This window comes from Longimonas sp. (genome assembly GCF_046498435.1).
Classification (GTDB): Bacteria; Bacteroidota; Rhodothermia; order Rhodothermales; family Salinibacteraceae; genus Longimonas.
Window position 1 is genome coordinate 1 of record NZ_JAWOAR010000057.1, and the last position, 14,525, is coordinate 14,525.

Consider the following 14,525-nt stretch of genomic DNA (forward strand, 5'->3'; position numbering starts at 1 on the left):
GTTATGGCGAAGGAGGCATTTGAGCGGAAGAAGCCGCACGTAAACATTGGGACGATCGGGCACGTCGATCACGGGAAGACGACGCTGACGGCAGCGATCACGAAGGTGCTGGCCGAGCAGGTGGGCGGCGCAGCCGAGCGGACGTTCGACTCGATCGACAACGCGCCGGAAGAGCGCGAGCGCGGGATTACGATTGCGACGAGCCACGTTGAGTACGAGACGGAGGCGCGCCACTACGCCCATGTGGACTGCCCCGGCCACGCTGACTACGTGAAGAACATGGTGACCGGCGCGGCGCAGATGGACGGCGCCATTTTGGTGGTGGCCGCTACCGACGGCCCAATGCCGCAGACGCGCGAGCACATTCTGCTGGCGCGGCAGGTGGGCGTGCCGTTTTTGGTTGTGTTCATGAACAAGGTGGACCTCGTTGACGACGAGGAGCTGCTGGAGTTGGTGGACATGGAGGTGCGCGACCTGCTGGAGAGCTATGAGTTTCCGGGGGACGAAATCCCGGTGATCCGCGGCTCGGCGCTGAAGGCGCTGGAGTCGGATGCGGACGCGGAAGCGAAGATCATGGAGCTGATGGATGCGGTCGACGAGTACATACCGACGCCGGAGCGCGACATTGACAAGCCGTTTTTGATGCCGGTCGAGGATATTTTCTCGATCACGGGCCGAGGCACAGTGGTGACAGGCCGGATTGAGCGCGGTCGGATTGAGACGGGCGACGATGTGGACATTGTCGGGATTGAGGAGGAGAAGCTGACCTCGACGATCACCGGAATTGAGATGTTCAACAAGACGCTCGACTCGGGAGAAGCCGGAGACAACGCGGGGCTGCTGTTGCGAGGGACCAAGAAGGAAGAGGTCTCGCGCGGGATGGTGGTGGCCGAGCCGGGATCGGTGACGCCGCACAAGGAGTTTGAGTGCGAGGTGTACGTGCTGTCGAAAGACGAGGGCGGGCGCCACACGCCGTTCTTCCCGGGATACCGCCCGCAGTTTTACTTCCGTACGACGGACGTGACGGGAGACATTGAGTTGGAGGAAGGCGTTGAGATGGTGATGCCGGGCGACAACGCGACGTTTACGGTGGAGTTGATCCAGCCGGTTGCGTTGGAGGAAGGCCTGCGCTTTGCGATCCGCGAAGGCGGACACACCGTCGGCGCTGGCGTCGTCACCGATATCCTCGACTAAGAAGACCTATTAAAAGTTACAGTGCGGGGCGCGTCGATTGGCGCGCCCGACACACGGGCGTAGCTCAATTTGGCAGAGCAGCGGTCTCCAAAACCGCCGGTTGCGGGTTCAAGTCCTGCCGCCCGTGCAAGCAATGCGTTTTACCTCACCAAGTGTGCTGCGACGCAGTACGCTTCCAAGACCCTGTATGCTATGACGTGGCTCCGCAACTACATTCAAGAGGTCGTAGCCGAAATGAAGAAGGTGAGTTGGCCAAGTCGCGACGAACTCATCAGTAGCACGCTCATCACTCTTTTGGGGACCGTGCTGATCTCTGGGTTCATCTTTGTGGCTGATCAGATTGTGAGCACCATTATGGGTTTCCTCTACTAAGCTGACCGGTCATACGCTAATGCGAGGCGTAGAGCGCTAACACGCTCATGCCTGTGTATCAGCATGCTATAGATGCGAATTGCCCCACCTTTTTGCTCTCGCCCATCACGATTACCCACTCCCATGTCAAGCGGAAACGGCATCAAGAAATGGTTTGTGCTTCGGACATTCTCCGGGCATGAGAAGAAAGTGCGCCGTTTCCTGGAGAGTGAGTTAGAGCGTCTGGATATGGAAGATCTCGTTGATGAGATCCTTATCCCTACAGAGACGGTTTTTGAGATGCGTGGTGGGAAGAAGAAGACCAAAGAGAAAACCTTCTTCCCGGGTTACATCTTGCTCCATGCCACAATGAACGATCAGCTTCAGCACACCGTGTCGGGGCTGCCGTCGGTCATTGGGTTTCTTACATCGGGCACAGGAGATGACCCCACGCCGCTCCGGCCAGACGAAGTGCAGCGCATCTTGGGCCGCATGGACCGTGCCGATGCAATGGGCGAACAGCCTGAAATTCCGTTCAAGGTCGGCGATCCCGTCAAGGTGGTTGATGGCCCCTTCGATAGCTTCAATGGATTCGTTGAAGAGGTGTATCCAGAGAAAATGAAGGTGCGTGTTATGGTTTCCATCTTCGGACGTAAAACGCCAGTTGAACTTGATTACTTGCAGGTTGAGCACGAGGAGTAGCTTGCCCCTGCATCTTTCTGATGGCAGTCTCCAATACACATAGAGGCTGCCTTGCGGATGACACGAAGGCCCCCACTGAACACGGTGGACCGGGCCTTTTTCCATGCAAACCGCTTGGTTACACTGCTTAAGTATTACCCTCACAAACAAGAGCGTGGGAGCCCACTTGGGCGTTTGAACCGCGTACCAACCTATGGCAAAACAAGTAAATACCCAGATCAAGCTCCAAATTAAAGCCGGACAGGCGAATCCGGCCCCGCCCATTGGCCCAGCGCTGGGTCAGCACGGCGTGAACATCATGGAGTTCTGTAAAAAGTTCAACGCCGAAACGCAGGATCAGATGGGCCTGTTGCTGCCGGTGGTAATTACGGTATACGCAGATCGCTCCTTCGACTTCATCGTCAAGAGCCCGCCTGCTTCCGTGTTGCTGAAGCAAGTTGCAGGTATTGAAAGCGGTGCAGGCGACCCGCTCCGCCAGAAGGTGGCTACAGTGTCGTGGGATGACTGCCGCGACATTGCCGAGCGCAAGATGGAAGACCTGAATGCGCACACCATTGAGCAGGGCGCTCACATGATTGCGGGAACAGCACGTTCCATGGGCATCAAAGTGAGTGATAAGCCCGAAGGATAGCACGCCCCGAAAGAATGTGCTGCGGAATTAAATACGCAGCGCACCTTTCCGATACTGATTTCTATGAACCGCGCGGGAGTCTGCTATGAGCAGGCGGTTGTACCGCACAACCTACCAACCTATGGCAAAACGAGGAAAACGATACATCGACGCGGAAGCCCTCATTGAAGAGGCGTCCGGCCCCTCCACGCTTGAAGATGCAGCTGCTCTTGCCAAAAAGACGGCTACAGCCAGCTTCGACGAATCTATTGACCTGGACGTACGTCTGGGTGTTGATCCACGCCATGCCGACCAGATGGTGCGCGGCGCGGTTGTGCTCCCGCACGGCACTGGTAAGGAAACCGTTGTGCTTGTGCTTGCCAACGAGAGCAAGCAGGCCGAAGCGGAAGAGGCGGGAGCCGACTACGTGGGACTTGAGAAATACGTAGAGCGTATTCAGAATGACAACTGGCTCGACTTCGACGTGGTCATTGCGACCCCCGACGTCATGGCACAAGTTGGACGCCTGGGGCGCATTTTGGGCCCTCGTGGCTTGATGCCGAATCCGAAGAGCGGAACCGTTACGATGGATGTAGCGGAAACCGTGCAAGAAGTGAAGTCGGGCAAGATCGAGTTTCGGGTCGACAAGCATGGCAATCTGCACACGGCGGTTGGGAAAGCCTCCTTTTCGGCTGAAGAACTCGCCGACAATGCCCGAGCCTTCTTGAAGGAAGTTGTGCGTCTGCGCCCCGTCTCGGCGAAAGGGCTGTACCTGCGCTCGATCACCCTCTCGGCTACGATGGGCCCGCCTGTTCCGGTGGAACGCAGCATGGTGCTCACCGAAACACGCTAACTGCTGCCTGCGCGCCCTTCCTGTTTCCCTCCTTTTGGACCCTTTGCTGATATGCCTCTAACGCGAGCCAAAAAGGCTGAGATCATTGACGGTCTCAGCGAACAGTTTGAATCCTCCTCGATCATCTACCTGACAAACTTTTCGGGCTTAACGGTGGCCGAGACCAACGAGCTTCGCGCTCGTTTCCGGGATGCTGATGTTGAGTACACGGTGTGTAAAAACACGCTGGCCCAACTGGCGATTGACCGCATCGATAATACCGACATTGAGGTGCTTTCGGAGCACTTTAGTGGCCCCACCGCTGTTGCGTTTAGCGACGACCCGGCCAAGCCCGCTCGCGTCATTCAGGACTTTCTGAAAGACAACGAGAGCGAGCGTCCTGAACTGAAAGTCGCCTACATTGAAGGCGACCTGTACGACGGCCCCGATGCGCTCGATGCCCTTGCCAAGCTGAAATCGCGCGAGGAGCTTATCGGAGACATCGTGGGGCTGCTCTTGGCGCCCGCACAGAATATTTCCGGTGCTCTTACCGGTCCTGCCAGTACGCTGGCTGGAGCCATTCAGAGCATTGCCGATGGCGACGACGAATAACGTGTGCGTCGCATAACATTCAGGCTCATAGCGAGCCTGTCAACGCGCGAGACGTTTTTGGGAGCCAGGAGTCGTATGCGTTCATGCAAAAAGCTTCGCCTCCCCCGAGCGTCATCCGCCCTTTTTCGTACTCTCCCTTAATATGCAGCGCAGTGCCCTCCTGACCGGGTGCACAGACCGCTTGCAGGAACCTAAATACTGACCTATGGCAGACATCAAAGAAATTGCAGAGCAACTCGTTGGACTTACTATTCAAGAAGCCAGCGAGCTTGCAAACTACCTCGAAGAAGAATACGACATCAAGCCGGCTTCGGCAGGTGTAGCTGTAGCGGCCCCGGGTGCAGCGGGCGGCGATGGCGATGGCGCCGAAGAGAAGACCGAGTTTGACGTGGTGCTGACGGGCGTAAGCGGTAACAAGATTGCCGTGATTAAGGAAGTCCGTTCCATCACTGGTCTTGGACTCAAAGAGGCGAAGGCAGTCGTCGATGAAGCGCCCAGCCCCGTCAAGGAAGCGGTGTCGCGCGAGGACGCCGACGAACTCAAAGCGCAACTCGAAGAAGCCGGCGGCGAGGTCGAACTTAAGTAGCACACAGCAGCCTATGGAGAGCCTGGTTTGTTCTCTGTAGAGTACGCTCAACGCGTGTCAAGGGCCGACCTCTCATCGTAGAGATCGGCCCTTGCTGTTGCGTGATGCTTCGTGCGCGATGCTTCGGTATGTATTTCTCCGGTGCTTAGGCACGAGGCTTTCCATAATCATAGCGATACAGCCATCGATACATATGAAGACATCCTCTGCGACCCCTTACATTCGTCCTTTGGACAGAACGGTACAGAGAGGCTATGCCAGTAGAATGGGGCGTTTTGGCAAAATGCCGATGTGCTGAAACAACTGCATAGGGTGACTGTATTCACCTTTGCTGTGATTCGCGAACCCTCGCCCACATAGCGACGCTCAGCACGTCGTTCGGTAGGGCCTCCTGCGAACGAACGCCCCCTGGTATTGAAGCATCTGTCGCTATTACCACCGTGCTCCCATCCGCCCTAACCGCCTTCCCTGTGCGGATGAGAGCATTCTCATTTCTGCTGCACCATCAACGCGTGCGTCATTCCTCATCGTTAGGATCGACTACGGCTTGTGCCCGCATCTTCCGTTGCGCCTGACACACAGGAACGCACGCTTGCGCGTATTTCCCAACTGTTTAAGGAGTTATTCCGCCTATGCCCACGCTGCTCAGCGGTGACATCGTTACAAACGGTCACCTGGAAGACCCGCCCGACCGCGAATCCTTTGCTCGAATCCCAACGGTTTGGGATTATCCCGACTTTCTGGATATCCAGCTCAAGTCGTTCCATGACTTTGTACAAGACGACGTTCCCCCCGAAGATCGAGAGGACGACGAAGGGCTGCAAGAGGTGTTCAACGAGCACTTCCCCATTCAAGACAGCCGTGAGCGCTACACGCTTGAGTTTGTAAACTACGGGCTCGATGCGCCGAAGCATACCATTGAGGAATGCATTGCGCAGGGGCTCACGTATTCGGTGCCCTTGAAGGCCACACTGCGCCTCTCCAGCAAAGAAGAAGACGGCGACGATGAAGCCATCGAAGCCATTGAACAAGAAGTGTACCTTGGTACGCTTCCGTTTATGACTGCTCGTGGTACGTTTATTGTGAACGGGGCCGAACGCGTTATTGTCGCCCAGCTTCACCGGAGTCCGGGGCTGTTTTTCGGAACCGATACCCACTCGAACGGCACACAGCTATTCTCTGCTCGCGTCATTCCGTTCCGAGGCTCCTGGATGGAGTTTGCGACTGACATCCGAAACGTGCTGTGGGCCTACATCGATCGGAAAAAGAAAGTACCCGTTACCACGCTGCTTCGTGCGCTCGGCATCTCGTCGGACGATGAGATCATCAACCTGTTCGACCTGGCTGATACGGTCGAAGTCGATAGTCAAGAGGCGTTCAACGAGTATGTAGACCGCGAGCTTGCAACGTCGGTCATCGTGGAGCGCAAGGTTGAAATCGTCGATGAAGACACCGGCGAAGTGGTCGAGGAAGAGATCGAGCGCGAGGTCATCCTGCCTGCCGAACATGTGCTGGAGGAAGAAGACTGGGAGACGATCAGCGAGTATGACATCGAGCGCATGTATCTTGTGCGCGAAGACCGCGAGGAAGACGAGCTCGACATGAGCACGCTCGTGGAAACGCTCAAGAAAGATGCGACGCACAACGAAGAGGAAGCTCTCCGCGAAATCTACCGCCAACTGCGCGGTTCGGAAGCGCCCGATCTCGAATCCGCCCGAAACGCCCTGGAGCGGCTCTTCTTCTCGGATAAGCGCTACGACCTCGGCGATGTGGGCCGCCACCGCATCAACAGCCGCTTGCAGATCGACGTGGACCCGGATACCACGGTCCTCACGCGCGACGATGTGGTCGGCATTGTGCAAGAGCTCATCAAGCTGAAAAATGGGCAGGTCACGCCCGACGACATTGACCACCTCAGCAACCGTCGTGTGAAAACGGTGGGCGAGCAGTTGGGCTCCCAGTTCTCGCTGGGCCTGGCACGCATGTCGCGCACCATCAAGGAGCGCATGAATCTGCGGGATGCCGACAAGTTTACCCCGCAAGACCTGGTGAATGCGCGGACCATTTCGAGCGTGATTAACACGTTCTTTGGGACGAACCAGCTCAGCCAGTTCATGGATCAGACGAATCCGCTGGCCGAACTCACAAACAAGCGCCGCCTCTCCGCACTGGGTCCGGGTGGGCTGACACGCGAACGGGCCGGGTTCGAGGTGCGCGATGTGCATTACACCCACTACGGGCGCCTCTGCCCCATTGAAACCCCCGAGGGGCCGAACATCGGGCTGATTTCATCGCTTTGTGTGCACGGCGTCATTAACGAGTTCGGCTTCATCGAAACGCCGTACCGGGTGGTGAAAGACGGCATTGTAACAGAAGAAGTCGAGTATCTGGCGGCTGACCAGGAAGATCGTCACGTCATTGCGCAGGCCAACGCGCCGATCGACGAAGACGGCAACTTCCAGACCGACCAAGTCACGTGTCGGCATCAGGGTGATTTCCCCATCGTACCGCCCGAAGAGGTGGAATACATGGACGTAGCCCCGAACCAGATTGTGTCGCCATCGGCCAGTCTTGTGCCGTTCCTTTCGCACGATGACGCCAACCGCGCGCTCATGGGCTCAAACATGCAGCGCCAGGGTGTGCCTCTGCTGCGTAGCGACTCGCCTATCGTAGGCACTGGTCTTGAAGGCCGTGCTGCGAAAGACTCGCGTGCAGTCATTGTGGCCGAAGGCAAAGGCGAAGTTGAGTATGTGGATGCCGAGCGCATCGTTGTCCGCTACGAAGAAGACGCTGCCAAAGACGATCTTACCTTTGGAGATCCGGTGCGCGAGTACAAGCTCGTGAAGTTCCGCCGCACCAACCAGGACACCTGCATGAATCAGAAACCGATTGTGCAGGTCGGCGACAAGGTAGAAGAAGGCACCGTGATGACCGAAGGCTTCGCCACAGAAAAAGGCGAGTTGGCCCTCGGGAAGAACGTGCTCTGTGCGTTTATGCCGTGGCATGGCTACAACTTTGAGGATGCCATTGTCATCAGCGAGCGCCTCGTGGCCGACGACGTGTACACCTCGGTGCATATCGAGGAGTTTGAGCACGAAGTGCGCGACACGAAGCGCGGCGAAGAGGAACTGACACGCGAGATTCCGAACGTCTCGGAGGAAGCCACGAAAGATCTCGACGAACGCGGCATCATTCGCGTTGGGGCCGAGGTCAATCCCGGCGACATCATTGTCGGCAAGATTACGCCGAAGGGTGAAACCGACCCTACGCCCGAAGAGAAACTGCTGCGCGCCATCTTTGGCGATAAGGCGGGCGATGTGAAAGACGCCTCGCTGAAGGCCAAGCCGGGTATGGACGGCGTCGTAATTGATACGAAGCTGTTCAGCCGCCGTCAGCTTGACCCTGCATCCAAGAAGATGGAGGAGAAGCGCCTCGAAGCCATCGAGGAGACGCACATGCGCGAGGTCGCCGACCTTGACAAGCGGTTCTGGGACAAGTTCTTCAACCTGGTCGGAGGCGAAACTTCGGGCGGTATCAAAGACCGCGATGGCAACGATATTCTGCCCGAAGGCGCCGAGCTTACGCGCACAGCCCTCGATAGCGCAGAGCCGCAAGACCTGAGCACGAAGGCGCAGTTTACCACTGACGACGACCTCAACAAGAAGGTGGCTACGCTCCTGCGTAACTACAAGGTGCGCCGCCGTGAGATCGACGGTAAAGAGAAGCGCGAGAAGCACCAGGTCGAGATGGGCGACGAGCTGCCCGCCGGCATTGTGCAGATGGCGAAAGTCTACGTGGCACGCAAGCGCAAGATCTCGGTTGGCGATAAGATGGCCGGGCGCCACGGCAACAAGGGCGTCATTGCCAAAGTGGTACCGGTAGAAGACATGCCGCATCTGGAAGACGGCACGCCGGTCGATATTGTGCTGAATCCGCTGGGCGTACCGTCGCGGATGAACCTCGGCCAGATTTACGAGACGCTGCTTGGCTGGGCGGGCGACAAGCTCGGCAAGAAGTTTGCCACACCGATCTTCGACGGAGCCACGATGGATGACATCGCCGGCAAGCTCGAAGAAGCGGGCCTCCCCCGCGATGGCAAAGCACAGCTCATTGACGGCCAAACGGGCGAACCCTTCGACGAGAAGACAACCGTTGGCCAGATCTACATGATGAAGCTGAGCCACCTGATCGATGACAAGATGCACGCGCGCTCCATTGGGCCATACAGCCTGATTACACAACAGCCGCTGGGCGGGAAAGCACAGTTTGGCGGCCAGCGCTTGGGCGAGATGGAGGTGTGGGCGCTCTACGCCTACGGCGCCTCGCACACGCTGCAAGAAATGCTGACGTACAAGTCGGACGATGTGCAGGGTCGCTCGCGTGCCTACGAGTCGATCGTGAAAGGCAAAAACATGCCGTCTCCCAGCGTACCGGAAAGCTTCAACGTGCTGGTCCGCGAGCTTCAGGGCCTGGGGCTGGAGGTCAATCTCGACTAAGGGCTCGGCTACACGTTTCAACAGCATACGCACCTGAGCGCTCACGGGGCTGCACCGGGGGCGCGGGTGCCCAGGCATTCCGTGCCGAGCGGTTGCACGGGCCGCTCTCTGCCACTCTCAAATAGCATACTGCTACATGCCTTACGGAAACTCAACAGACATCGAAAAGGACTTCGATAAGATCTCGATCAACCTGTCGTCTCCAGAAGACATTCTGGAGCGCTCGTACGGCGAGGTCTTGAAACCGGAAACCATCAACTACCGGTCGTTCAAACCGGAAATGGGCGGGCTCTTCTGCGAGAAGATCTTTGGCCCGGTCAAAGATTATGAGTGCCACTGCGGCAAGTACAAGCGCATCCGCTACAAGGGCATTATCTGCGACCGCTGTGGCGTGGAGGTGACCCGCAAAGCAGTGCGCCGCGAGCGCATGGGCCACATCAAGCTCAGCGTGCCCGTCGTGCACATCTGGTACTTCAAGACCCTGCCCAACAAGATCGGCCACTTGCTGGGTCTCAAGTCAAAGGACCTGGAGAAGGTCACCTATTACGAGCAATACATCGTCATCCAGCCCGGTACGGCGAAGCGGCTGGGGGTAGAGCAGAATCAGCTGCTTACGGAAGAGGAGTACTTCAACATCCTCTATCAGATTCGGGAAGACAACAACCGTCTGCCCGACGACGACCCCGAGAAGTTCATCGCGATGATCGGCGGCGAGGCGGTCGAAACCATGCTTAAGCGTCTGGAGCTGGATAAGCTGGCCCAGGAACTGCGCTATCAGGTGAAAACCGAAACCAGCCAGCAGCGCAAAGCCAAAGCGCTGAAGCGCCTAAACGTGGTGCAAGGCTTTATCGACGCCAACAAGCGCACCGAAAACCGTCCCGAGTGGATGGTGATGCGCGTCATTCCGGTCATTCCGCCGGAACTGCGCCCGCTGGTGCCCCTCGATGGCGGACGCTTTGCCACGTCGGACTTGAACGATCTGTACCGGCGCGTAATCATCCGCAACAACCGCCTGAAGCGCCTTATCGACATCAAGGCGCCCGAGGTTATCTTGCGGAATGAGAAGCGCATGCTGCAAGAGGCCGTCGATTCACTCTTCGACAACAGCCGTAAATCCAACTCGGTGCGCGGCTCCTCGAATCGCCCGCTGAAAAGCCTCAGCGACATGCTGAAAGGCAAGCAGGGGCGCTTCCGTCAGAACCTGCTTGGCAAGCGCGTTGACTACTCGGGCCGTTCCGTGATTGTGATTGGCCCCGACCTGGAACTGCATCAGTGCGGCATCCCGAAAGAGATGGCCGTGGAGCTCTTCAAGCCATTCATCATTCGCCGCCTTATTGAGCGGGGCATTGTGAAGACGGTCAAGAGCGCCAAGAAGTATGTCGAGAAACGCACCGCCGCGGTATGGGACATCCTGGAGAAGGTGATTCAGGGGCGTCCGGTGCTGCTGAACCGTGCTCCCACGCTGCACCGCCTTGGCATCCAGGCCTTCCAGCCGGTGCTTACCGAGGGCAAGGCCATCCAGCTGCACCCGCTGGTCTGTACTGCGTACAACGCCGACTTTGACGGCGACCAGATGGCTGTGCACGTGCCGCTTTCGCACGAGGCGTGCCTCGAAAGCATGATCTTGATGCTGTCGAGCCACAACATCTTGAGCCCGGCCAACGGATCGCCGCTCACGGTGCCCACGCAGGACATGATCCTGGGCCTCTACTACATGACGAAGGCCAAAAACGGCGAGAAGGGCGAAGGCCGTCGCTTTGCCTCGGTTGATGAAGTGCGCCAGGCCTACGATCAGGGCATTGTAGCCACGCACGCTAAGATCGAGTTGCGCGACCCCGACGACCCGAGCACCATTCTCGAAACGACGGTTGGCCGCACGCTCTTCAACGAGATTGTGCCCGAAGGCGTCCCGTTTGTGAACGAGGTGCTCACCAAGAAAAACATGCGCCCGATCATTGCACGCATCCTGAAAACGGTTGGATTCAAAGAAACCGCCGGGTTCCTGGATGCGATGAAGCGCATGGGATACGGACGCTCTACCACGTCCGGCATTACATTCTCGCTGGCCGACATTGTGGTCCCCGACAAGAAGGAAGAACTCGTCGAAGAAGCCAATGCCGAGGTCGATAAGATCCAGGCAAACTACGAGATGGGCTTCACGACCGACAACGAGCGCTACAACCAGGTCATTGACATCTGGACGCAGACCAACAATCAGGTGTCGGAGGTGCTCTTCGAAACGCTGAAGAAGCACCGAGAAGGCTTCAACGCCATCTACATGATGGCCGATTCTGGTGCACGTGGCTCGAAAGAACAGATTCGTCAGCTTGGCGGAATGCGTGGCCTGATGGCGAAGCCGCAGAAGAATGTTGGCGAAGGCGGCGGCGAGATTATCGAGAACCCAATTCTCTCCAACTTTAAGGAGGGCCTGTCGGTGCTGGAGTACTTCATCAGTACGCACGGCGCGCGTAAGGGACTGGCTGATACGGCGCTGAAGACCGCCGATGCCGGCTATCTGACACGTCGCCTGGTCGATGTCTCGCAAGATGTCACAATCAACGAGCACGACTGTGGCACGCTGCGCGGCATTACAATCTCGGCACTGACCGACAATGAGGAAGTCGTTGTGCCGCTTAGCAAGCGCATTCTGGGCCGTGTTACGGTGCACGATGTGTACGACCCACAGACCGACGAACTCATTGTGGGAGCCAACGAACTCATTGACGAAGAGGCTGCGCAGCACCTTGCCGAAACCTCGATTGAGGAAATCGAAATTCGGTCGGTGCTAACGTGCGAGTCGGAGCGCGGTGTATGTACGCTGTGCTACGGACGCAACCTGGGCACGAACCGTATGGTTGAGGTGGGCGAATCGGTGGGCGTCGTAGCGGCGCAGTCGATTGGCGAGCCTGGCACGCAGCTTACGCTTCGCACCTTCCACATTGGGGGGGCCGCCAGCGCAGTGGCATCCGAAAGCACGATGCAGACGAAGTCAGCGGGTACGCTCGCCTTCCACAACCTGCGTACGGTAACGTTCGACAAGGGCGAAGGGCCCAAAGAAATTGTGCTTACCCGCCAGGGCGAAATCGCGGTGCTCGACGAGGAAGGGCGCGAACTGAACAGCCAGGTGGTGCCATACGGCGCCGAACTGCTGGTCGAAGAGGGCGATACCGTTGACAAAGGCGATGTGCTGGCGTCGTGGGATCCCTACAACAGCGTCATCCTCTCGGAGGTCGATGGCGAGGTGCTCTATGAAGACATGATCGAGGGCACTACCTATCGCGAAGAAACCGACGAGCAAACCGGCCACAAAGAGAAGGTCATCACCGAAAGCCGCAAGCGCACGTTGACGCCATCTGTGCATGTTCGCGTGGATGAAGACGACGAACGCGAATACAACATGCCCACGCAAGCGCGCATCCAGGTGGATGAAGGCGAGACGATCCAGGCTGGAGAGGTGCTGGCTAAGATTCCGCGTCAAACCGTAAAGCAGAGCGACATTACGGGGGGGCTGCCGCGTGTAACCGAGCTGTTCGAGGCGCGCACGCCTTCGGACCCGGCTGCCGTAAGCGAGATCGACGGCATCGTCAGCTTCGGCGATCGTAAGCGCGGCAAGCAGGAGGTCATCGTCTCCAGCCGCGACGACGATATGACGAAGACTTACATGGTCTCGCTTTCGAAGCACATGCTGGTGCATGAAAACGACTTCGTACAGGCGGGCGATCAGCTCTGCGACGGCACCGTTGCCCCGCACGACATCCTCAAAATCAAGGGGCCCCGTGCGGTGCAAGAGTACCTGCTGAACGAGATTCAGGAGGTCTACCGCCTGCAGGGCGTCGAGATCGACGACAAGCACATTGAGGTCGTCGTACGCCAGATGATGAAGCGCGTCAGCATCGTGGAAACGGGCGATACCCACTTCCTCGAAGAAGATGTGGTCGATCGCCACAAGATGGCGCGTGTCAACGACGACCTGCACGACAAGTTTGTCGTGACGGATCCGAGCAGCGCCGATGGCGTCAAGATCGGCGAAGTCGTAAGCCGCCGCCGTCTGCGCGAACTGAACTCGCAGCTCAAGCGCAACGACGAGCCCGAGATTCAGGTGCGCGAAGCGCGCCCGGCAGTTGGACGTCCGGTGCTCCTTGGCATCACCAAGGCGGCACTGGCCACCGACTCGTTCATCTCGGCAGCGTCGTTCCAGGAGACGACCAAGGTGCTCACCAACTCGGCCATCCGTGCCGAAGAGGATCCGCTGCACGGCCTGAAAGAAAACGTCGTGGTGGGGCATCCCATTCCGGCCGGAACTGGCCAGCACGAGTACCGCGACATCGTGGTCGGCTCGAAGTCGGAGCTCGAAGAGCTTCAGGCAGCCATTGGCGGCAACGGAGCCGCGGGCGATGGCGCGCCCTCGAAAGAAGAGCTGGAGTCGTCGGTGAAGCAGTAACCAACTGCCTCCCACACCTAAACTGCGCCCTGCAGCCTCTGTGGCGGCAGGGCGCTTTTTTTGTTTCTCCGTACGACCGCGCCCGGAGACGTTCGTATCTAAGGATGCGTTGTGCTATACATCTGATCGCTGTTGAACATACAGAAATGCTTGTTTATGCCCTCACACCGTCATCCCAGACGGAGCGGAGCGACGATCTGGGATCCATGCCCCAATGGAGAGATGCGTTAGCAGAGTGCGTTCGCCCTCAAACGGCGAATGGATTACTTCGTGCGTACCACAGGCATGACCTTCGGCCCTCGCTTCGCTCGGCTCCGGATCAGCGGCGCCAGGGGCGCCTTGCCTGTCCTGAACTCGATTCAGGATCTGGATGACGGGCGTTGGGGGGCTGTGCGACTTCTGAACCTATAGCACAACCCGTTCTAAGGGTATGCCTAGTGCTGTGTCAACCCTCATTTTGAGGGTTGCTCTGCAATCATCCCCCCAACAAAGCCTGTCATGGTGAGCACGCGACGGGCCCAGCCCGGAGCACGCCGAACCATCTCCTCGGTGCTCAGCGGCGCTCTAGGCGATTGAACGGCCCTGCCCATTTCGGAGGAGATCTTTCGACTCCGCGTCTCCTTGGCGGAGCCGCTGCGCTCAAGATGACATCATGTAAACGGGGCACGTTCCAACCCAAACATTAACCTGTGACACAGCAC

The 14,525-nt window shown here is 58.0% G+C and carries 9 protein-coding genes and 1 tRNA gene; all 10 read left to right on the forward strand.

Translation table 11 applies throughout. The annotated features are described in order from the left end of the window. Positions 1-3 precede the first annotated feature (3 nt). The 10 genes from tuf (at position 4) to rpoC (ending at position 13,824) form a co-directional block, all read left to right on the forward strand. Positions 4-1,194 carry an elongation factor Tu gene (tuf, locus tag R6U20_RS02225; protein WP_410336249.1) on the forward strand — a complete coding sequence of 397 codons (1,191 nt, stop codon included), beginning with the start codon at positions 4-6 and terminating at the stop codon, positions 1,192-1,194. A 53-nt stretch (positions 1,195-1,247) separates the two neighbouring features. Further along, positions 1,248-1,321 (forward strand) — tRNA-Trp (locus tag R6U20_RS02230). A gap of 65 nt (positions 1,322-1,386) precedes the next feature. Beyond that, positions 1,387-1,566: a preprotein translocase subunit SecE gene (secE, locus tag R6U20_RS02235; RefSeq protein WP_410336241.1), complete on the forward strand. Its 180-nt coding sequence runs from the start codon at positions 1,387-1,389 to the stop codon at positions 1,564-1,566. Between the two features lie 123 nt (positions 1,567-1,689). Then, on the forward strand, positions 1,690-2,247 hold the full coding sequence (gene nusG, locus R6U20_RS02240) for a transcription termination/antitermination protein NusG (RefSeq protein WP_410336242.1): 558 nt from the start codon (positions 1,690-1,692) through the stop codon (positions 2,245-2,247). A gap of 193 nt (positions 2,248-2,440) precedes the next feature. Then, entirely contained in the window at positions 2,441-2,878 is a 438-nt protein-coding gene (rplK, locus tag R6U20_RS02245; RefSeq protein ID WP_410336243.1) for a 50S ribosomal protein L11, read from the forward strand. A gap of 121 nt (positions 2,879-2,999) precedes the next feature. Further along, a complete protein-coding gene (rplA, locus tag R6U20_RS02250) occupies positions 3,000-3,710 on the forward strand; it encodes a 50S ribosomal protein L1 (RefSeq protein WP_410336244.1) in 711 nt (236 codons plus the stop codon). Positions 3,711-3,761: 51 nt separating this feature from the next. Further along, positions 3,762-4,301 (forward strand): 50S ribosomal protein L10, encoded by a 540-nt coding sequence (gene rplJ / locus R6U20_RS02255; protein WP_410336245.1) that lies wholly within the window; start codon positions 3,762-3,764, stop codon positions 4,299-4,301. 205 nt (positions 4,302-4,506) lie between these two features. Then, positions 4,507-4,887, forward strand: a complete 381-nt coding sequence (rplL, locus tag R6U20_RS02260) for a 50S ribosomal protein L7/L12 (RefSeq protein ID WP_410336246.1) — start codon at positions 4,507-4,509, stop codon at positions 4,885-4,887. Between the two features lie 632 nt (positions 4,888-5,519). Then, entirely contained in the window at positions 5,520-9,383 is a 3,864-nt protein-coding gene (gene rpoB / locus R6U20_RS02265) for a DNA-directed RNA polymerase subunit beta (protein ID WP_410336247.1), read from the forward strand. A gap of 136 nt (positions 9,384-9,519) precedes the next feature. Beyond that, on the forward strand, positions 9,520-13,824 hold the full coding sequence (gene rpoC / locus R6U20_RS02270) for a DNA-directed RNA polymerase subunit beta' (protein WP_410336248.1): 4,305 nt from the start codon (positions 9,520-9,522) through the stop codon (positions 13,822-13,824). Positions 13,825-14,525 lie beyond the last annotated feature (701 nt).